This is a genomic window from Nakamurella sp. GG22, assembly GCF_052976845.2.
Genome location: NZ_JBRIIO020000018.1, coordinates 23,753 through 44,780, shown reverse-complemented (window position 1 = coordinate 44,780; position 21,028 = coordinate 23,753). Strand labels below are relative to the sequence as shown.

Below are 21,028 nucleotides of genomic sequence, written 5' to 3'. Positions count from 1 at the left end.
GTGCAGATCACCACGAGCAGCAGCGTTGGGCGTATCGCGGTGGTGAAGCCCGGGCGACCCGGATAGTGCTGGTGGGTGTCGCATCGGGAGTTGCTCCGCCCGCCGCGGTCACAACATCCTCACCGCCATCTGGGGAGTCACCCACCGGTACAGCTGGACGTCGCCCTGTGCAGCGGCCCTGTCAGCGACATGCCTGGCCAAAAGAATTGACGTGACTCCGTCACGGCGTGACGCGGAGACCGACACCCAAATGAGGCTTGGAGCGGCAACCGCCCTGATTTGGTCAAGGGTCGCCTGCTTGCCCTCCTCCTCAGGAGACAAGCAGGTGACGTCCGGCGCCGACGGCATCACGAACCAGGTGACAGGCGGACATTCAGGCCCTGCGCCTGGCAGTGTTGATGGCGCTGCGGCCTGCCGTCCGGAATGTGCAGGTGTCGACGAGCCAGCCGGACGGCCGCGGATGTCCAGTGGCACTGCGGGGGTCGGCGGGCCGTGCGGCTCAGGGCCACTTACAGGTCGAGGACGAGCCGGGCGGTGCAGGCGCGGGAGACGCAGATCATCATGCAGTCGTTGGCGGCCTTCTCGTCATCGTCCAGCACGGAGTCCCGGTGGTCGACTTCACCTTCTAGCACGGGGGTTTCACAGGTCCCGCAGGTGCCTTCCGCGCAGGAGGACAGCACCCCGACGCCCGCCTCATCCACCACGTCGAGGATCGATTTGTCCGGTGGGACCGACAGCGTCAGCTCGCTCTGGGCCAGATAGACCTCGAATGCTTCGGTGCGAACCGGTTCGGTCAGCGGCTTGGCCACGAAGCGCTCCACGTGCAGGGAGCCGTGTGGCCAGTGCGCGGCCTTGGTCTCCACTGCCGCCAGCAGCGGTTCGGGACCGCAGCAGTACACCTTGGTGTCGGCCAGCGGTGTGCCGAGCAGCCCGTCGAGATCGAGGAATCCCGATTCGTTCTGTGGCCAGACGGTGACCCGGTCCCCGTAGGCGGCCAGCTCGTCGAGGAACGCCATGGAGGCGCGCTGCCGCCCCCCGTACACCAGGCGCCAGTCCGCGCCGTTGGCGTCCGCGGCAGCGACCATCGCCAGGATCGGGGTGATGCCAATCCCGCCGGCGATGAACAGGTACTTCGGTGAGTCCACCAGAGGGAAGTTGTTGCGGGGTCCGCGGATCCGAACCGAGGCCCCGACCTGGAGTTGGTCGTGAACGTACAGCGATCCCCCACTGCCATTCGGATCGCGCAAAATCCCGAGCCGCCAGACATGGTGGTCCTCGGGATCGCCGCACAGGGAGTACTGACGGGTGGGTGCATCGCCCAGAATCAGGTCGATGTGCGAACCGGGTTCCCAGCGCGGCAATGGCTCGTTGTTCACCTCGCACAGGGTCAGTGCCACCACCCCCTCGGAGACCGTCTCCTTGCCCACCACCTGTACCGCCGCCTCGAACTCCTTGGTCGTGACGGTCACGGTCGTGCTGATGTGCTTCACGGCCTCGACATGCAGCTCAGTCGTCGGTGACATCACGGACCTTTCAACGGGAAGTGACAGATGGAGGGCGGGCGGAGCACCTGGGTTCGGAACCGGGACCGCATAGCGGCGGCGCGAAGATCCGACAACGACAACCCCGGCCGGAATTCAGTAGGTTAGAGCGCTCTAATGGATAGAGTAGGGACGCAGCGGTGCCCCGTCAACCGTCTACGCCAACTTTGTGCGAACAATCCGGATCGAGGCACCCCACGAAGCTCACTCACGCGGGGCGCGGGTGGCTGACCTGCACGTTTGTGCTTAGTGGTGGGCTGGCTGACTGAGTGGCTACCGACTCGGCAGATTTGTCAGAACAATTGCTTGACGTGGCGGCTGTTACCTAGCACACTCTAACGCAGCGGTTGGAGCGCTCTAAGCGAGCGGGATCCGACCCGATGATGTGGCCAGCGCGTCGCCGCGACGCGGTGCGGCCGTCCCGATCACAGCTGGGCGATGATCGCCCCGGCGACATGGAAGGAACAAAGATGTTCGCACGTGGAAAACGGTTGCTGGTCGGTGCGGCTGCCGCGCTGGCGGTGGCCACCATCGCAGGATGTAGCAGCAGCGGTGGGTCAGCGGCGGAGTCGAGCGCAGCGGGTGCCGCGCCCGCCGCCGGCGGAGTGAGTACGCCGGAGTACACCTTCGCGATGGTCACCCATGCGCCGCCCGGTGACGCCTTTTGGGACGTCATCCAGGAGGGCGCCAAGGATGCGGCGGCCATCTACAACGTGGACTTCAAGTACTCCGGCTCCATCGAAATCCCCGAGCAGGTGAACTTCATCCAGAACGCCATCGACAGCAAGGTCGACGGTCTTGCGATCAGCATGCCCAATGCGGCCGCACTCGGGCCGGCGATCAAGAAGGCCTCTGACGCCGGCATTCCGGTGATCGTGTTCAATGCCGGTGAGAAGGACTGGCAGAAGACCGGGGCACTGGCCTTCTACGGCGAACCAGAGGTCCTCGCCGGTGAGTTCTCCGGCACCCAGCTCAACGAGCTCGGAGCAAAGCACGCGTTGTGTGTCATCCAGTCGCAGGGCCAGCAGCAACTGGAAGACCGATGCGACGGTTTGACTTCCAAGTTCAGCGGCAAGGTCGACAAGCTGTACGCCGAGGGCACCGACGTGCCGACGTACGTGTCCACCATCAACGCCAGCCTTCAGACGGACCCCAGCATCGACGCCGTGGTGACCCTCGGCCCGGGCCTCGGCGTTGCTGTCGCCGACGCGGTGAAACAGAACGGTGGGACCCAGAAGGTCGTCACCTACGCCTTCAACCCTGACGTGGTGAAGCGACTCCAGGACGGCAGCATCGCGTTCACCATCGATCAACAGCCGTGGTTGCAGGGTTTCATGTCAATCGATTCGCTGTGGCAGTACAAGTTCAACAACAGTGTCCTGGGCGCTCAGCAGTCGATTGCCACCGGACCGGTGGTCGTCGATAAGGACAACATCGACACCATCATTCCGTTCATCGACCAGAACAAACGCTGACCCACGGGTCAGCTGAGAATGGGTCTGCGCACGTCGCGGAACTAAGGCGGCGTGCGCAGACCCATCTGGGCAGCGCAACGTGAAAGGGCAGCTGGTGGCCATGTCGCCATGCCCAGGATGTGCGACGGCGCAATGTGCCCTCGTCCAGTACACCCCCCCGAAAGGTCATGTCATGAGTCAATCTCTCAGCAAGACCCCGGCAACGCCGCCGCCCGCGTCTTCTTCCCCGGCTGCAGCGCCGGTGAAGTCGACACCGTCGATGGGTACGCGGTTGTTGGCCAGGCCGGAGCTCGGCGCTTTCCTCGCCGCGGTCGTGATCTACATTTTCTTCTTCATCGTCGCGCCGGCATTCCGGTCGCCCGAAGCCTTCTCGACCATCCTGTACGCCAGTTCGCTGATCGGCATAGTCGCGGTCGGTGTCGGGTTGTTGATGATCGGCGGCGAGTTCGACCTGTCCGCTGGTGTTGCTGTGGTGACGGCGGCGTTGACAGCGGCGATGCTCAGTTATCAGTTCAACCTGAATGTGATCGTCGGTGCGGTGTCGGCGCTGATCCTGGCGTTGTTCATCGGGTTCATCAACGGTTATCTCGTCGTGAAGACGGGCATTCCGAGCTTCCTGATCACGTTGGGGACATTCTTCATCCTGCAGGGTGTGAACCTCGGCGTCACCAAGCTCGTCACCGGTGCGGTGTCCACCCAGAACATCTCGGACATGGAAGGTTTCAGCTTCCTCAACGCCATCTTCTCGTCCTCGTTCACCGTCTTCGGTGTCACGGTGCGGATCACGGTGGTCTGGTGGCTGCTGTTCGTCCTGCTGGCGACCTGGATCCTGAACCGGACCAGGACCGGTAACTGGATCTTCGCGGTCGGCGGGAACGCGGCCAGTGCCCGTGCCGTCGGTGTGCCGGTGAACAAGGTCAAGATCGCCCTGTTCATGGGTGTCGGGTTCCTCGCCTGGTTCTCCGGAATGCACCAGCTGTTCCAGTTCAACACCATCCAGGCCGGTGGCGGTGTCGGCCAGGAATTCCTGTTCATCATCGCGGCCGTGGTCGGCGGCACGCTGCTGACCGGCGGTTACGGCTCGGCCTTCGGTACCGCACTGGGCGCGTTCATCTTCGGAATGACGCAGCAGGGCATCGTCTACGCAGGGTGGGACCCGAACTGGTTCCGGGCCTTCCTCGGCGTCATGCTGCTGCTCGCCGTCGCGGTGAACCTGTCCGTCAAGAAGCTCGCCACCACCCGGAAGGCATGAGGGGAACGTCATGACAGACACACTGAGCTCACACGCCGACCCTTCGTTGCACAAGGGCGAGCCGCTGATCCAGATGGACGATGTCGGGAAGACCTACGGCGCGATCCGGGCCCTGAAGGGCATCAACCTGTCGGTCAGCGCCGGCGAGGTGACCTGCGTCCTGGGCGACAACGGCGCCGGGAAGTCAACCCTGATCAAGATCATGTCCGGTCTGCACGGGCACTCCGAGGGCTCGCTCAAGGTGGACGGCAAGGAGGTGAACTTCAGCTCTCCCAGGGAGGCGCTCGATCACGGGATCGCCACGGTGTACCAGGATCTCGCTGTCGTCTCGCTGATGGAGGTCTGGCGGAACTTCTTCCTCGGGTCGGAGCTGCGCGCGGGTAACTATCCGCTCGCCCCGCTCAAGATCAAGGAAATGCGGGAGATCGCCGACACCGAGCTCAAGAAGATGGGCATCACGGTCAAGGACATCAACCAGCCCATCGGCACGCTGTCCGGCGGGCAGCGGCAGTGCGTCGCGATCGCCAGGGCGGTGTACTTCGGCGCCCGGGTGCTGATCCTGGACGAGCCGACCGCCGCGCTCGGGGTCAAGCAGTCAGGTGTGGTGCTCAAATACACCGCGGCCGCCCGCGACGCGGGACTGGGCGTCGTGTTCATCACCCACAACCCGCACCACGCCTACCTTGTCGGGAACCACTTCATCATCCTCAAGCTCGGCCAGCGGGTGCTGGACAAGAAGCGGTCCGAGGTCACCCTCGAGGAGCTCACCGCCGAGATGGCCGGCGGTCGCGAGCTCGCCGAGCTGTCCCACGAACTCCAGGGCCGCCGACCCGACCCGTCGTCGTAGCCTGACGCCAGGACAGGCTTCGACTTTCACCGACCCTTCAATGTCTCAGAGTGACGAGGATGCGTGATGGCGGCGCCGAGGGTTTGGTCTGCTTTGGTCTCCACAAATCGTCCATATCGAACCCGGCAGTGAAATGACCGGCGCGTCGGATTTCTCCTCGGTCACCGCGGCCAAACATGATCCACAGCGACGCTGCAACACCAGTCAACTTCTCGGACAGCGCCACCGCCCGCCGGAACTCGGCCAGATCCCGGTCAATGGCTAACAACAGTTGCGCACCCCGCAGCTGTCGATGACGTCGTCATCGAAACCACCGGAGCCGTTACTGTGGGTGGTGGCAATATCCGGTCGCGCCGAGCCGCTGGTTGACCGCTTCGTCGTCGTTCGCCCTTACCAGCCATACCGGCAGTCTCCGGGCGATGGCTTCCACACGCGCGGGAGGTGCCGGACCACCAGGCGGGGCGACGCCGAGTGAACCACTTCCCGGTCTCCGGGTCCTGGTCGCGCTGTTTGAACGTCTTGCGCCGGGTCCCGTGCTCGTGGCCCGGATGGTCTGCATGAGCAGTGCCCTGTTCTCGCCGACCCAGTCGTAGCTGGGGACTTCTGTCCAGTCGATGGTGACCGGATCCGGCAGAATCCGCTTCGGCAACGGCCCGAGGCGATTACCGAGCCTGCGACTGAGAGTACAACAGCGATAGCAGACGTTCTCGGACTGCAACAAGCACGTGATAATCACCGTTATCAATCCGGCTAGCTCGGCGCGCGAGGGTGAGTTCGGACGGTCGCACGAGTACATCTTCATCGGAACTGCCGCTCCGGTGCCCCTCGGACTCGGCCGCCACGTTCGACTGGTTCGCTTCCGGCCCGGGCAGCCCGGTGAAAACCGTTCCCTACCCAGGTTCCAACACCAGATCGACCAGAGCAGCACGGGCACGACCCGCCGTGCCACGGTGTACCGGTCGTTGTCACTGCAGGACGGTGAGCCGGTGGAGCGGTCGGTGCCGTGGCTGCGTGAGCAGCCGCCGCCGGTTGTGCTGCCCCCCCAAGTTCTTCGGTTCGCAGGTGGCCAGGCAGGTGTTTCATGACCGGCCGATGGTGCTGCTGACCGACCGGCAGAGCCTGGCCGGGCTGATCCGGGGTGTCCCCGGCGCGCAGGACGGTGAACGGCCCCTCCGCGACGGAGCACGGCACCTGCTCAGAAATCTCAGCGACTACCAGCGTGAAACCCTCACCGCGTCGGTGGTTGTCGACCGCTTCGAGCAGACCGCCCGCAACATCGACAGGGTGTTCGGCCGCGGAGCGCAGCAGGTGCCCGGGATGCGCCGATTGCTGGCCGATTACCAGCGGGCGCAGCGGATCTGCCTGGACCGCGCCCGTGACCGGACATTGTTGATTCTGGCCGGGCCAGCGTTGACGGCGGTGAACACAACAGGCACATCCCCAACCGGGTCGGCTCGGTGATCACCACGCCGCGCATCCAGGTCAGCGAAGACAAACACCTTGCCTGCACCATCGGGTTACACGTCGGAACATGGCACTACGCCAACAGTTTCGGGCAGCGCACCCTCATCGTGTCGGTCAACCCCGGGACGTCGTATCAGTCCCCAAGGACTGCGAATACCAGAAGCTACGCTGCTGCCGGTACGTCGTGCTCGACGTGATCTGCAGCCCGCTTGACACGGCCAGCTACGACGCAGCTCGCGTTCCACCTTGAACCGCTCGCGGAAAACCCTGAGGATCGCTCGCACAGCGCCGTTGACGACTTGATCTGGTAGCAACGTTTGATCATTACGCAGCGCAGCGAGACCGGCGAGCACGGTGATGTTGATGTTTTCGACTTCGGCCCGGTGCACGGCTCGCAGCAGTCCGGGATTGTCACCGAATCTGCCGTACAGGGTTCCGACGGCGACGCCCGCTCGACTAGCGACCTCGGCGGCGGTGACGGCCTGCGGACTCTCTTCCTGCAGAAGCGGGCCAGCCCACCTGCGCTGAGCGGATTCGCGCCGGCGACGTCCATTCTCGTGAAGGTGGCGTCGGTGAGGGTGTCGAGCGCGACGCCGGCGGGCAGGGGAGCCGGCAGCACAATCCGTGAACGCCGGGATCCTTGCTGAGTTCGGTGAGTCTGCGCGGATGGTGGCCGCGCGGCGTGAAAACCGAGCGGGATTGAATCGCAATGGATCCCGGTGCGGGTGGTCTGCGGCGACCGGCGGGTCCAGCGCCGAGGTGATTTCGTCGCAAAGCGGAAGTCGGTCGCATCATCAAGGCCCGGACGATAGCCGCCCGCTGCCGTGCGCCTCCGACAGTTGTGTCCTGTGATGATCTGGTAGCGGTCACCGGGCGGTGCAGCGAATTCGGTGAGCATGACGTGAACTCGGCGGCCGTAACGGCCACCGGCGCGGCGGGACGTCAAGCCCCCGCCGCTGTCGGTTCGGCGATCTGCGGCGTGTTAGCCGCCGCTGTCGCGTTAACCGATCCCGGCGTCATCGTCCTTGGCGGCAGCTGGGCGGCCATCCCGCTGTTCTGGGTGCTGTCGGTGAGGCTTTCGCGTGTCATCCGAGGCACGTGCCGCTCCGGGCAGCGACGGTCACCGACGAGGCGCCACTGTCTGGCGCGCGGCAGCAGGCCGTGCACGAGATTCGCGCCGCAATCACGGGCTACCGGCGGGCCCTTCACTAGCCCACCGATGTGGCCGTGCCTCGCCTCCGCACCCTCACAGCATGATCGGAAGGGCTGAAGCTGACGACAAGTTGCAGCCTCGTCGTCAATGGGAATGCCAGCGTAGGGGTTGCTCGCCGATGTGGCGTGCAGTTCCCTTGAACCGCTCGTGAGCGTGTCTCAATACCGATCTGGGATCGGGCAGATTTGCTCGGCGGGTTGCCCGACGCCTCGCCTGCTCCTCGACGTCGAGCTCGCGCAGAACACGTTCAACGGCCTCCAAGATGGCGTCGTTCAATTCCCAGGTGACCATGTCCTCTCGGACATCGACCAGGTGGAGTTCGGTGACCCGCACCCGCGCCTCGCGCAGCGTGTCCAGGGCCGCCACTGCGGCCGCTTCCTCAGCGACGGTCGACTCCTCGACCTCGGCTCTGATCAGCGCGCCGTAAGCGTTCACCGCGGCGCCCAATTCGAACAGCAGCACCGCGAAAACGGTCCGCAACTCTCGAACATCGCTGTGGCTGTCATCAGGATGTTCGCGAACCCCGTCCACTATTGATCGGAACATGGTCCGCAGAGCCACAGAGGTGTGCTCGAGCGAGTCCAGTCCACTGCGCAAGGATCCCTCGGCGTGTTTGTGGGTCAACGCCCTTGCGTTCAACTTGCGGCTCTGCTCGGCTTGAACGACGGCACGATCAATACGTGCGGCATGGCGGTTCAGCCGGCGCGCCTCTTCCAGCCAACGAGACGCCTCCTCCACGGTGATCCCGTCGGTCATCTTGGCTGCTGAGGTCTCGAGCAGCTTGCAGATCTCCGCAGCAAATTTCTGCACCGCCTTGGCGGCGGTATCCGAGCGGATCGCCGGCGGGAAGAGCACGTTGACGGCGACCCCCACGGCTGCGCCGATCAACGTCTCCACGATGCGGTTTGATGCCGGGCCCTCGGCTCCTCCGACACCGAGCACCAACATCGCACTGATCGGGACTTCCACCAGATGCGGTCCCAATCGCAGGATCTGCCCGATCATGATGGAAGCCGCAACCAGGATCCCCAGGCTCCACCAGGTGATGTCGACGAAGGAGGAGAACCATACCGCGAGCATCACCCCTGCCACGACACTCACCACCCGTTGCACACCACTGGTCACGATGTCGAACAGCGTCACCTCGACAACCAGCAGCGCTGTCAGAGCAGCAATGACCGGCACCGTGTCCGGAAGCAGGATCAGCGCAACCAGATACGCAGCGACGGTCGCGGCGGTCATCCGCACGGTCCGGAAAAATGCCGGCCTGCCACGACTCCGGACCCGGTTCACTCCGCGGCGGCTCCAATTCTGGACGGCGCCGAACGCCTTGCGGTTGGCACGCCGTGAGTGTCTATCTGCTGAAGATGAGGCATCCATCGCGGCATCTCCTCTGGATCGGTGCGCGACCTGAGTACGACCGCGAACTGCTACTCACCGGCCGCCTCCCCCTGATGGGATGTTGACAGCCCGAGAATGATCAACTGCTGCTGAGCTGAACGCTGCGGCGCGTTTGAACGGATTCGGTTTCAGCATGGGCTCCAAGGCTCGAAGGCCGTCGAGATATGCAGAACTGACCGGGTCTCGGTATCGATGGCACTCATGAAGGAGTCCAATTCGGCGCGGTATGCGGCTAAGCAGCGAAGGGATGACGGCGAAATCGTTCCTCCTTTAGCGGTGCCCTGACCCGAGCTCCTGCGGATTGTTGTCGGGAGCACATCTCCCATGCTGAGCATGCCTTCGCTTCCGAAAGCCCTTAAGGCGCTGTTCATACCCGCACGCGCAGCGTCGCGAATTCACAATTGTGCGAGCTCGTCACCCGATCCCCGCATCGTCACGACAGCCGAGTCGAAGTCGCCAGCGTCCCGGGTGTAGTCGGAGAATGCGTTGGCGCCGTGAGCGTGCACCTCCACCAGGTCGGGCACGAAAAGCGCGCCACGTCGAAGTCATGAATGGTCATGTCGCAAAAGATCCCACCCGAGGTGCGCACGTACCGCTTCCGGAGAGGGTGCCGGATCCCGACTGATGATGGTCAGCTGTTCAAGACGCCACGCGATAGGGAAAGTCGTGACCGATGGTCGGCTCCGTTCTGTCCAAGGGACGCGAAGACCCCGGGTGAGGAGCGGTTTCTCGAAACTCCGCACTCACTCGGAGGTCTTCGCCGTGCTCGCCGAAACCGAGGGCAATGGTGCTCGGCGCACCGGTGGCTGGCTCCTACTTGACCTTTCGGATGTCGAAGTAGATCGCACCGGTGGAGACGCTCTCTTCGAGCGCCTCGAGGGAATGCCCCCGGGTCTCGGGCACCTGGGTGAACACGAACAACAGGGCCACCGCACCGATGGCGGCGAAGAGGAAGAAGGATCCGGTGATGCCGACCCCCGCAATCAGGGAAGGGAAATACAGCCCGAGGAATCCATTGGATGTCCAGGTGAAGAAAACTGCGATCCCGATCCCGAGGCCACGCATGTGCAGCGGGAAGATTTCCGCCAGCCACACCCAGACGGCGATGTTCAGGAAGGTCTGCATCGACAATACGAACGCAACGACCAGGACCAGGATCACATACGGCCGGAGCGGGTTTCCCGCCGGCAGCAGCATCGAGGCAAACCCGATGAGGCAATGGCAGATCGTGGTCAGCGTCAGGCCGATGAGGAGCGTCTTGCGCCGGTTCATCCGGTCCATGTTTCGCAGGGCGATGATACCCCCGATCACGGCGACCACTCCGAACGCGATGTTGGCAATCACGGCCTGTTCCTCGGTCATGCCCGATTCCTCGAGCACCCGCGTGCCGTAGTACATGATCGAGTTGATGCCGGTGAGCTGCTGCGCCAGGGCGAGGCCGATGCCGACCATGATGATGCGTCGCAAGTACTTGTTCGAAAGGATGGCCCGCCACCCGATCTGGTGATCATGCTGCTCTTCCTCCGCGATCCGCTCCACCTGGCCCAGTTCAGCGACGGCCCGATCCTCCGAGCGCACGGTCTTCAGCACTGCGAGAGCGTCATCGTGCCGGCCCTTCTCCACCAGCCAGCGGGGTGACTCCGGCATCCGCAGCATGCCGAAGAACAGCGCGATGGCCGGTAGGGCGCACACCCCGAACATGATCCGCCAGACACCCTCCACATGGCCGAGGGTCACACCGAGCATCGCGTTCACCACGAAGGCGGAAAGTTGACCGACAACAATGGCAAGCTCGTTGCGCCCAGTAATGGATCCACGAATCTCATAGGGCGACATCTCAGCGAGGAAGACGGGGACCACCGTCGACGCACCGCCGACGGCGAGCCCCAGCACGATCCGACCGGCAACCAGGACCGCGAAACCGGTCGGGGAGAACGTCCCCGGCTCAGGCCCGGCCGGCGAGAACACCACCAGCACGACGCCGAAGAAGAACAGCACAGCAAGGATCAGGATCGTCTTGCGACGCCCGATGGCGTCGGAGATGATCCCACCGAAGAGGGCACCGATCGCAGCTGCAAACAACAGCGAGCTGATCACGACGCCCAGCTGGATGAGGCTGAGCCCGAGTTGCTCGGCCATCGGGCCCTCGGCGCCGTTGGCGACGCCTGTGTCATAGCCGAACAGCAGCCCGCCGAGGCAGGCCACCACGGAGATGAGGCCGAGTCGTTTGCTATGGGGTCCTCGGGTCAGTGGTGGCAGCTCGGCTTCGGACACCGAGGTTGAGTGTGCAGTCATGCATGACTCCTCTGTCATGGGGCAATCGGATGACGCTGCCCGAAATGCAGTGATAGCGGATGAATGTGTCCGATGACTCGCACACGAATTCGATCGGCGCTCGGCCGTCCGTCGTGCTGATCCAACTGCTCGCTGACGAACAGGTTCAGGCCGCGTTCTGCAAGTCAGTCGCTTGATGGGCCCCGCAACGCTGAGAAATTGCGGCCTACACGCAGCCCGTGGTTGTGCATCACATGGCACTCACCTCCTTTCCGCTCGTGCGGGCCGTGGAAGCACGACAACGGGCAATGTGCGGCAGAAGCGGTGACGGATTGCCGGGCCGGCTCACCGCCGTCGACCAGGGAAACGGCGTTCCTTCGATCAGTCGTTCTGTGGGAAGCCGAGGTTGAGGCCGCCGTGGCTGGGATCGAGCCAGCGGGTGGTGATGACTTTGCCGCGGGTGTAGAAGTGGAAACCCTCGGTGCCGTGGGCGTGGGTGTCGCCGAACAGGCTGGCCTTCCAGCCGCCGAAGCTGTAGTAGCCCACGGGGACTGGGACGGGCACGTTGATGCCGATCATGCCGACCTGTACTTCGTTCTGGAACCGGCGGGCGGCGCCGCCGTCGTTGGTGAACAGCGCCGTGCCGTTGCCGTAGGGGTTGGAGTTGATCAGGTACAGGCCCTCGCTGTAGCCGTCGACGCGGACGACGGACAGCACCGGCCCGAAGATCTCGTCGGTGTAGATGCTCATGTCGGGTGTCACGTTGTCGAAAAGTGTTGGTCCGAGCCAGTAGCCGTTCTTGTTGCCGTCGAAGTGCTGGTCCGGGTTGCTGGCCCTGCCGTCGACGATCAGGTCGGCGCCCGCATCGACCCCGGCCTGCACGTAGCCGGCAACCTTGTCCCGATGCTGCGCGGTGACCAGCGGACCCATGTCGCAGCCGCGACGGCCGTCACCGGTGCGCAGGGTGGCCATCCGCTGCTTGATCTTCTCGATCAGTTCGTCGGCAACGGAGTCCACCGCCAGCAGTGCGGAAATGGCCATGCACCGCTCGCCGGCACTGCCGAAGCCACCGTTGACTGCGGCGTCCGCGGCGAGGTCCAGGTCGGCGTCTGGCAGCACCAGCATGTGGTTCTTCGCGCCACCGAGGGCCTGCACGCGCTTGCCGTGCGCGGTGCCGGTGGAATACACGTATTGCGCGATGGGGGTCGATCCCACGAATGAGATTGCCTGCACCGTCGGCGATTCCAGCAGTGCGTCGACGGCGACCTTGTCGCCGTGCAGGACGTTGAAGATGCCGTCGGGCAGGCCGGCCTCCTTCCACAGGTCGGCGAGCCAGTTCGCCGTGGAGGGGTCCTTCTCGCTTGGCTTGAGCACAACCGCGTTGCCGGAGGCGATGGCCACCGGGAAGAACCACATCGGCACCATGGCCGGGAAGTTGAACGGCGAGATGATCCCGACCACGCCCAGCGGCTGCCGGATCGAAGAGACGTCGACCCTGGTGGAGGCGTTCTCGGTCATGCTGCCCTTCAGCAGGTGCGCCAGACCGCAGGCCAGTTCTACGATCTCCTGGCCTCGGGTGATCTCACCCAGTGCGTCGGAGAGCACCTTGCCGTGTTCGCCGGTGATTATTTCCGCGGCTTCGTGCTTGCGTTCGTTCAGCAGTTCGCGGAACCGGAACAGCACCTGCGTGCGGCGGGCCAGGGACGTGTCTCGCCACTTCGGGAACGCGGCGGCGGCGGAGGCGATCACCGCGTCGGCGTCGGCGCGCGAGGCCAGGGAAACCTGCTTGGTCACCGCGCCGGTTGCCGGGTCATACACCGGCCCGGTGCGGTCCGACTCCCCCGCGAACGGCGCCCCGTCCTTCCAATGCGGCAACACACCGCCGCCGTTGCCGGAGAAAAACTCCAGGGCGGAAGGAAGAGCGTCGGGATCAGTAATGGTCGTCATGAATATCAGCTCCTTTGATGGAATTTCACGATGAGGACGTGCGGTAGGGCGAGTTCAGCGGACCAGGGCGGCGGCGGTGTCGACGGCGCTTTCGACGTCGTCATCGGCCGGGTACAGCAGGGTGCGGCCGACCACCAGACCGCGCACGGCAGGCAGCTGCAGCGCCGCCCGCCAGCTGGCGTAGGTCTCTTCCGGGCTGGTGTCGGGGTCGCCGCCGAGCAACAGGGTCGGGAAGGTGGTGGAATCCATGACCCGCTCCATGTCGGGGACGACGGGCAGCTTCATCCAGGTGTAGGCCGAGGTGCGGCCCAGTGCGCTGCACACGCCGACGGACTTGATCACCGCGTCGGCGGACAGGTCGTTGCGGACCTTGCCATCCACCCGGGAGGACCAGAACGGCTCCACCATCGCTGCCAGGCCACGGTCGGCGAGCTCATTCACCGCATGGGCGGTGCGGGTCAGGGTGTTCACCGTGCCGGGGTCATCCAACGCGACACGGGTCAGGGTTTTGCCGCCATTGAGGCCCATGTCGGCGATGCCCTGGGCGTCGTACCCGGTGAACTGGTCGTCCAACTCGAACACGGCGCCCTGCAGACCGCCGCGGTTCATCGACCCGAAAACCACTTTGCCTTCCAGGGAACCCAGTAGCAGCAAGTCTTCGATGATGTCCGGGCTGCCGAGCAACCCGTCCACGCCTGGCCTGGATAGCGCGGTCTGCAGCCGGTCGAGTAGATCGCTGCGGCTACCCATGGCCAGCGGTCGATCACCCACCCCGTTGGCCCCACGCGCCGGGTGATCACAGGCGATGATCATCAGCCGCCCGTCGGACGGGACAAGTGAAGCGCGGGTGCGGGAGTCGGCGGCACGTTTGATCGCGCCTGGGTCCGTGGCCCGAATCTGGGTGAGTCGTTCGTACTTGGACAGCAGAGTGGTCACTGGTCGACCTCTTTCAGCAGAGTCCACACTTCGTCGGTGGTGGGCATGGCGGTCGAGCACTCCCGGCGGGTGGCCACCAGGGCCCCCGCACCGTTGGCGAAACGCAGGATCTTCTCGAGGTCCCAGCCCTCGAGCAGCCCGTGGCAGAACGCGCCGCCGAAGCTGTCACCGGCACCGAGGCCGTTGATGGGGGTGACCGGGGTCGGCGGCACCTCGACGAACTCGTCGCGGGTCATGCCCAGCACGCCCTTGGGCCCCTGCTTGACGATCGCGATCTCGACACCGGCGTCGAGCATGGCCTCCGCTGCCCGGCGGGGTTCGGTCTCGCCGACCGCGACCTCGCACTCCTCCTTGTTGCCGATCGCCACGGTCACGTTCGGCAATGCGGCCCGAACCTGTCTGCTCGCATCGGCCTTGTCCGCCCAGAACACCTCCCGGTAGTCCAGGTCCAGAATGGTGTGGGTTTTCCGGGCCCGTGCCTGCCAGGCCGTGTGATGAGCGGATCGGCTGGGATCGGCCGACAACCCGGTCACGGTGGACCAGAAGATGGCCGCGTCAGCGATCGCTGCCAGGTCCAGTTCCTCCGGCTCGATGAGCAGATCGGGCGCGGTGGGGAGCCGGTAAAACTGGAGGGGAAAGTGGTCGGGCGGGTAATTCTCGCAGAATGCGAGCGGAGTGAGCAGGCCCGGCACCTCGGACACGAACGTATCCAGGACTCCGAACCGGATCAGTTCCTCGTGGACGAACTCACCAAAGCCATCCGGCCCGGTCCGGGTGATGACCGCAGTGCGGCGACCGTGCCTGGCTGCGGCGATCGCGACGTTGGTCGGGCTGCCGCCGAGCGACTTCGAGAACGTCTCCACGTCCTTCAGTCCTACATTGTCCTGCAAAGGGTAGAGATCGATACCCACTCGCCCCATCGTCAACACGTCCAAGTGCTCGGACATTGCAGCCCTTTCCGTTGAATTGGTGAACCTCTGGGGTTGGCGAGAGCTTTGAGACTTCAATCAACTGTCTATGACGCGGTCTTGCCGCTTCAAGAAGGACACCCGGTTCACGCCGGGCCGTGGGGTCCAGGGCTGAGCGCGAGAGGACCTTTGGCGCTGATTTCAAGAGCCATTGGATTGGGCGGAGCCCGGAGTGGGATCCACCAAGGATTCCACGAATACTTCCAAGTCTTTGACCCTGATGCGGGCCGAGTGTTCGACGTAGACCTGGGGCAGGCGACCGGCCGCCACCAGGCGCTCGACCGTGCGTACCGACACGCTCAATTGTTCAGCCACCTCACTTTTCGTCATCAGGAGACGGTTGGCCACATGAGCATGATGGTGGTTCCGGCCCGTCGGCGCAGCGGTTGTCGGCCCCTGTCGCTCCCTGGCGGAAAACATCAGGAAATTTGCCAGTTCTTCTATCTCACGAGGTACGGGTAGGCCACTATGGTGCATTCGATTCAGATGGCCCGACAGCGCGAGGGTGAGGTGTTGAACAACAGGTGGGACAGATTGTGCGGTGCTCCGTCCCAGGTGCGAAATGCCGCTTTTGTAGAGAGATTCAGTAGGTGCGAGCACCGGGCCGCATCCGGGAGATGTTTCGGGTTGTCGGGGACCCATGGCGTCGGAGGAACTGGTTGGAAATTGCGACACACGGGTCCCTTCGGATCAATGATATCTGCGTGATGGGAGTCGTCTCCCGGTCAACCGGAAGTGAACTGGTCACCCGGGCGACACCCTTGGAGCGCTCCACCGGATATAGTCTCGCGTCGCGCAAACAGTATGTCAAGACAAAGTTTCAGTCATTGCGGGTAGTTGCCGTGCGCGGCGGATGCTTGTGCGCGTGGCCAAGCCAGGCGCCGGCAGAACGACGGGCAGGCGGGGCAGACAGGTCCCCGACCCCCCAAAAGTCGTTCGCGAGGAGGCGTTGACAACGCCGTGCGAGGCATTCTACATTACTGGAGCGCTCCACTTGTAGCGCTCCAATCAGTGGGTGAGCCCGGGTCGCGGGTGGACTTCAAAGGAGAAGGCATGTCCGACAGCATCGGTGTGGCGGTCATTGGGGCCGGAATGGCGGGAAAGGCCCACGCGGCCGGGTACCGCAGCGCGAGCGCAGTGTTCGAGTCGAGCCTGCCGTCGATCCGGTTGGTCTCGATCGGTGACGTGAACGCCGAGTTCGGTTCGTTGGCCGCCCGGCGGTTCGGGTACGAGCGGAACGACACCTCCTGGCAGGCCATCGCCGAGGCCGACGACATCGACGTGGTGAGCGTGGTGATCGCCAATTCCCTGCACCGTGAGGTGGTCGAGGGGCTGCTCGCCGCGGGCAAGCATGTGCTGTGTGAGAAGCCTCTGAGTGACACCCTTGCCGATGCGCGGGCGATGGCGGAGGCGGCCGACGCCGCCGCGCAGCGGGACGTGCTGGCCCGGGTCGGGTTCACCTTCCTGCGCACCCCGGGTATCGCGTTCATCAAGCAGCTCATCGATTCCGGTGAACTGGGCCGGGTGCTGCATTTCTCCGGCCGGTACTGGACCGACTACGGCTGCAGCCCGACGGCGCCGATGAGCTGGCGGTATCAGGGTCCGCAGGGGTCCGGAGCGCTCGCCGACGTCGGCAGTCACCTGTCCTACGTGGCCGAGTTCCTCGCCGGCCCGGTCCAGCAGGTGTCCGGTGGGACCCTGAGCACCGCGATCTCGTCGCGGCCGCTGCCGCTGGGGGCGGTGATGGGGCATGATCATGCCGCGGTCAGTGACACCTTCGAGCCCGTCACCAACGACGACTATGCCGCCTACAACGCGCGTTTCAGCAGTTGCTCCGGATCACTGGAGGTCTCCCGGGTCGCCGCCGGCCACGCGAACGGCCTGACGTTCGAGGTGTTCTGCGAGAACGGCGCCGCCCGGTTCGATCAGAACCGTAACGCCGAGATCGGTCTTTATCTGCATGGCGATTCGCGCACCACCGGTTACCGGCAGGTCATCCTCGGCCCGCAACACCCCTACCTGGCCGCCGGCATGGCCATGGACGCCCAATGCGTCGGATTCGGCCAGAACGACGCCTTCACCTACCAGGCCCGGGCGTTCTTGGACGAGGTCGCCGGCGTCGACAAGGCCCTGCCCCGCTGCGCGACCTTCCACGACGGTGTGCACAACATGGAGATCCTGGCCGCCGTCACCCAGTCCGCCAGCAACGGCGGCGCCCCTGTCACCGTCCCCGTCAACGAGAAGGCCTCGATCTAGATGAAACTCGGCGTCTACAACGCACCGCTGCACGACCGCCCCCTGCCCGAAGCTCTCAAGGTCGTCGCGGATCTCGGCCTCACCGGGATCGAGATCAACTCCGGCGGGTTCCTGCCCGCCACCCACATCCCGACCTTCGACGACATCTTGACCAGCGACACCGCGCGGGACGACTACCTCGGCCTGTTCGAGGGCACCGGGGTGTCCATCGCGGGACTGAACTGCAACGGAAACCCGCTGCACCCCAACAAGACCATCGGCGACAAGCACGCCGAGGACATCCGCCGCTCGATCAAGTTGGCGAACCGCCTCGGCCAGCACCGGATCGTCACCATGAGCGGCCTGCCCGGTGGCGAACCCGGAGCGACCGTCCCGAACTGGATCGTCAACGCCTGGAACTCCGCCGCACTGGACGTGCTGGATTACCAATGGAGCGTGGCCGCCCCGTTCTGGACTGACATCAACACCCTGGCCGCCGAGAACGACGTCAAGGTCGCCCTCGAGCTGCACCCGCAGAACCTGGTGTTCAACACCGCCGACGTGCACAAACTGATCGAGCTCACCGGTGCCACCCATGTCGGCGTCGAGCTCGATGCCTCCCACCTGTTCTGGCAGCAGATGGACCCGGTCGCCGTGGTGAAAGCCCTTGGACCGCTGGTCTTCCACGCCGCAGCCAAGGATGTCCGGATCAACACCGAGAACGCCAAACTCTACGGCGTTCTGGACAACAGCTTCCGCCGACTGTCCCCCGACGAACCGCGCGTCAACCTCGGGGGCGACGAATGGGCCAACGAATGGCCCAAGAACTCCGCCTGGGACTTCGTCGCCCTCGGCAAAGGCCATGACACCGCCTTCTGGACCGACTTCCTCCAAGCCCTCCACGACGTCGACCCCGACATGCTCGTCAACATCGAACATGAAGACACCGAACTGGGCCGCATCGAAGGACTCGAAGTCGCCGCCAAAGTCCTGATTGACGCCGACGCAGCACTCACCGCGTCCCACGGCTCGGCGTAGCCGCGGTCCTCCACTGGGGCTGACCCACAGGCACCGACCTGTGGGTCAGCCCCACTTCCACTCAATCGGCCCGTCCGTACGGGAAGGAACTCACATGGTGAAGATCGCGCTCGACCCCGCGATGTACCACAACCAGCTGTCCGTCGCGGACGAGCTCCGCAAGGCCGCCCAGTTGGGCTTCGAATACCTGGAGCTATCCCCCCGCCCGGACTGGTTCTTCTGGCACCGGTACCCCAAGGCCGACAACGCAGAAATCGCCGAGGTGAAGAAGGCGAGCGCAGAGACCGGTGTGCAGGTTCTGACGCTGGTGCCGGTGTTCAACTGGTCGTCGCCCGATGAGCAGGAGCGCCGCTACCAGGTCCGTAACTGGCGCCGACTGCTGCAGATCGCCAACGACCTCGAACTGGGTGTGGTGAACAGCGAATTATCCGGTGATCCGAACAAGCCGCTGCGGTCCGAGCACGCTTTCTATCAGTCGATGGAGGATCTGGCCCCGGACTTCGAGCGGTACGGCGTCAAGCTCAACCTCGAGGCACATCCCTACGACTTCTCCGAAACCAACGATGACGCGGTGCAAATCATCCGCGGCCTGAACGTCGACTGGGTCAACTATGTTTTCTGCGCCCCGCACGCGTTCCACCTGAGCAAGGGCGCCGGCGACGTCGACCGCATGATCCGCTACTCCGGGTCCAAGCTTGCGCACCTGCACATCGCCGACTGCTACAACCATCTGGCCAATGTCGGCAACCGCTACATCATCAACCCTCCCGGCGTTGACGCCCGCATCCACCAGCACAACGAAATCGGCAACGGCGACCTCAACTGGGACGAGTTCTTCACCACGCTGCGCGATGTCCAATTCGACGGCATAGCCACTGTGTGTGTCTTCGGATGGGAAGAACACGCCGACGACATCCACCGCCGCATGCTCGAACGCGTGCAGAAAGAACTCACCTGAAGTACAGCCGACCAGTCCGATTGCGCAGAAAGCCGATGACGTTGACGAACCACACACCTGATTCCGATGGCCGCTCGACACGACACCGGGTGGTGGTCGTCGGCGGCGGGTTCGGCGGACTGAACGCGACCCGCAACCTCAAGGACGCACCGGTGGAGGTCATCCTCGTCGACCGGACCAACCACCATCTCTTCCAACCGCTGCTGTATCAGGTGGCGGCCGGTCTGATCTCCCCCGGGCTGATCGCGCCGGCCATTCGCTCGACCATCGGCAAGCAAAGCAACGCCAGGGCCATCCTCGCCGAGGTGAAGGACCTCGACATGGCCAACAAGGTGGTCCACGCCGTGGGCCCGGACAGCCGCAAGGTCGATCTCGAATACGATTCGCTGGTCGTGGCCGCCGGCGCCTCCCACTCGTATTTCGGGAAAGGCGAGTTCGCGGAGTTCGCGCCCGGCATGAAGACAATCGAAGACGCCCGTTACCTCAGGGATGGGATTCTTGCCAAGTTCGAGATGGCCGAAATGGCAGATGATCCCGTCGAGCGGGCGGAGTGGCTCACGTTCGTGATCATCGGAGCCGGCCCGACCGGTATCGAGCTGGCCGGTCAGCTCGCCGAACTGGCGCACCAGGTGCTTCCGAAGGAATACCGCTCTGCGGACACCACGACGGCGCGAATCATCCTGCTCGAGGGTGCGCCCGCGGTGCTGCCCCCTTTCGACTCCAAACTCCAGCGATACACCCAGCAGCACCTGGAGAAGATGGGCGTCGAGATTCGCCTCAACACTCTGGCCACTGCGATGGACCACGAATCGATCACTGTCACAGGTCCTGACGGTGTGGAGACCATTCGCACCCGCAGCCGGATCTGGGCGGCCGGCGTGCAGGCCTCGCCGCTGGCCCGGATGCTGGCCGAGCAAACCGGAGCAGAGATCGACCGGGCAGGCCGCGTCCTGGTCAACCCGGATTGCAGCCTGCCCGGACACCCTGACGTCTTCGCCATCGGTGACATGGTCTCGCTCAACAAGCTGCCCGGCGTGGCTCAACCTGCCATGCAGGAGGGCAAATACGTCGCCAGGCTGATCGGTTCCCGCGCAGTCGGTGCCCCGACCCCCGGCCCGTTCAAGTACTTCGACAAGGGCAGCATGGCCACGATCGGGCACAAGGCCGCCGTGGCTGACGCTTTCGGCCGTAAAATCACCGGTTTCCCGGCCTACCTCATGTGGGGATTCATCCACGTCACCTACCTCGTCGGCTGGGGCAACCGCTTCGGCACCCTGTACAACTGGGCCCGCTCACTGTGGTTCAGCAAGAACCGCGGACATCGGATCATCACTTTCGAACGAACGATGGTCGCGCTGGACGAGAACCGTCAGAAAGGCCGCGCTCCGGTCGTGCTGCCCCACGCCGCTGACCCCGTCGCTGACCCGGTCGCCGAGCAGATCCGCGGTGAGCGCAGCGCACCCCGTTCTGCCTGAGGCC

Annotated in this window: 18 protein-coding genes and 1 pseudogene; 8 read left to right on the top strand and 11 right to left on the bottom strand. The window is 64.5% G+C overall.

Translation table 11 applies throughout. From position 1 onward, the window contains the following. Positions 1-509 precede the first annotated feature (509 nt). Positions 510-1,502 (bottom strand): annotated as a pseudogene (locus ACVBEQ_RS17870) (PDR/VanB family oxidoreductase); the annotation flags it as partial. 509 nt (positions 1,503-2,011) lie between these two features. Between ACVBEQ_RS17870 and ACVBEQ_RS17865 the strand changes: the two are divergent. From ACVBEQ_RS17865 to ACVBEQ_RS17855, 3 genes are all read left to right on the top strand, one after another. Beyond that, a complete protein-coding gene (locus tag ACVBEQ_RS17865) occupies positions 2,012-3,016 on the top strand; it encodes a substrate-binding domain-containing protein (RefSeq protein ID WP_447154650.1) in 1,005 nt (334 codons plus the stop codon). Between the two features lie 172 nt (positions 3,017-3,188). Further along, on the top strand, positions 3,189-4,268 hold the full coding sequence (locus ACVBEQ_RS17860; protein WP_447154649.1) for an ABC transporter permease: 1,080 nt from the start codon (positions 3,189-3,191) through the stop codon (positions 4,266-4,268). A gap of 10 nt (positions 4,269-4,278) precedes the next feature. Then, on the top strand, positions 4,279-5,115 hold the full coding sequence (locus ACVBEQ_RS17855; RefSeq protein ID WP_447154648.1) for an ATP-binding cassette domain-containing protein: 837 nt from the start codon (positions 4,279-4,281) through the stop codon (positions 5,113-5,115). A 37-nt stretch (positions 5,116-5,152) separates the two neighbouring features. Here ACVBEQ_RS17855 and ACVBEQ_RS17850 read toward each other — a convergent pair whose 3' ends face one another. Continuing rightward, complete coding sequence (locus ACVBEQ_RS17850) at positions 5,153-5,383, bottom strand: hypothetical protein (protein WP_447154647.1); 231 nt, start codon at positions 5,381-5,383, stop codon at positions 5,153-5,155. A 743-nt stretch (positions 5,384-6,126) separates the two neighbouring features. Here ACVBEQ_RS17850 and ACVBEQ_RS17845 point away from each other — a divergent pair. After that, positions 6,127-6,576, top strand: a complete 450-nt coding sequence (locus ACVBEQ_RS17845; RefSeq protein ID WP_447154646.1) for a hypothetical protein — start codon at positions 6,127-6,129, stop codon at positions 6,574-6,576. A gap of 56 nt (positions 6,577-6,632) precedes the next feature. Here ACVBEQ_RS17845 and ACVBEQ_RS17840 read toward each other — a convergent pair whose 3' ends face one another. From ACVBEQ_RS17840 to ACVBEQ_RS17800, 9 genes are all read right to left on the bottom strand, one after another. Beyond that, complete coding sequence (locus ACVBEQ_RS17840; protein ID WP_447154645.1) at positions 6,633-7,289, bottom strand: TetR/AcrR family transcriptional regulator; 657 nt, start codon at positions 7,287-7,289, stop codon at positions 6,633-6,635. Between the two features lie 232 nt (positions 7,290-7,521). Beyond that, on the bottom strand, positions 7,522-7,668 hold the full coding sequence (locus ACVBEQ_RS17835; RefSeq protein WP_447154644.1) for a hypothetical protein: 147 nt from the start codon (positions 7,666-7,668) through the stop codon (positions 7,522-7,524). Positions 7,669-7,876: 208 nt separating this feature from the next. Beyond that, positions 7,877-9,172, bottom strand: coding sequence for an FUSC family protein (locus ACVBEQ_RS17830; RefSeq protein WP_447154643.1), 1,296 nt, complete (start codon positions 9,170-9,172; stop codon positions 7,877-7,879). A gap of 416 nt (positions 9,173-9,588) precedes the next feature. After that, on the bottom strand, positions 9,589-9,717 hold the full coding sequence (locus ACVBEQ_RS17825) for a hypothetical protein (protein WP_447154642.1): 129 nt from the start codon (positions 9,715-9,717) through the stop codon (positions 9,589-9,591). 289 nt (positions 9,718-10,006) lie between these two features. Beyond that, positions 10,007-11,488, bottom strand: coding sequence for a sugar porter family MFS transporter (locus ACVBEQ_RS17820; protein WP_447154641.1), 1,482 nt, complete (start codon positions 11,486-11,488; stop codon positions 10,007-10,009). A 360-nt stretch (positions 11,489-11,848) separates the two neighbouring features. Next, complete coding sequence (locus tag ACVBEQ_RS17815) at positions 11,849-13,414, bottom strand: CoA-acylating methylmalonate-semialdehyde dehydrogenase (RefSeq protein ID WP_447154640.1); 1,566 nt, start codon at positions 13,412-13,414, stop codon at positions 11,849-11,851. A 54-nt stretch (positions 13,415-13,468) separates the two neighbouring features. Next, positions 13,469-14,350, bottom strand: coding sequence for a Cgl0159 family (beta/alpha)8-fold protein (locus tag ACVBEQ_RS17810; protein WP_447154639.1), 882 nt, complete (start codon positions 14,348-14,350; stop codon positions 13,469-13,471). Beyond that, on the bottom strand, positions 14,347-15,297 hold the full coding sequence (gene iolC, locus ACVBEQ_RS17805; RefSeq protein ID WP_447154638.1) for a 5-dehydro-2-deoxygluconokinase: 951 nt from the start codon (positions 15,295-15,297) through the stop codon (positions 14,347-14,349). The genes ACVBEQ_RS17810 and iolC overlap by 4 nt, the downstream gene beginning before the upstream one ends. Before the next feature lie 162 nt (positions 15,298-15,459). Next, the gene (locus tag ACVBEQ_RS17800) at positions 15,460-15,666 is read right to left on the bottom strand and encodes a helix-turn-helix domain-containing protein (RefSeq protein ID WP_447154637.1); all 207 of its coding nucleotides are present in this window, start codon (positions 15,664-15,666) and stop codon (positions 15,460-15,462) included. A 705-nt stretch (positions 15,667-16,371) separates the two neighbouring features. Here ACVBEQ_RS17800 and ACVBEQ_RS17795 point away from each other — a divergent pair. The 4 genes from ACVBEQ_RS17795 (at position 16,372) to ACVBEQ_RS17780 (ending at position 21,024) form a co-directional block, all read left to right on the top strand. Then, the gene (locus ACVBEQ_RS17795; RefSeq protein WP_447154636.1) at positions 16,372-17,574 is read left to right on the top strand and encodes a Gfo/Idh/MocA family protein; all 1,203 of its coding nucleotides are present in this window, start codon (positions 16,372-16,374) and stop codon (positions 17,572-17,574) included. Next, positions 17,575-18,591 (top strand): sugar phosphate isomerase/epimerase family protein, encoded by a 1,017-nt coding sequence (locus tag ACVBEQ_RS17790; RefSeq protein WP_447154635.1) that lies wholly within the window; start codon positions 17,575-17,577, stop codon positions 18,589-18,591. A gap of 94 nt (positions 18,592-18,685) precedes the next feature. Continuing rightward, a complete protein-coding gene (locus ACVBEQ_RS17785) occupies positions 18,686-19,549 on the top strand; it encodes a sugar phosphate isomerase/epimerase family protein (RefSeq protein WP_447154634.1) in 864 nt (287 codons plus the stop codon). Positions 19,550-19,584: 35 nt separating this feature from the next. Further along, positions 19,585-21,024, top strand: a complete 1,440-nt coding sequence (locus ACVBEQ_RS17780; protein ID WP_447154633.1) for an NAD(P)/FAD-dependent oxidoreductase — start codon at positions 19,585-19,587, stop codon at positions 21,022-21,024. Positions 21,025-21,028: the final 4 nt, after the last annotated feature.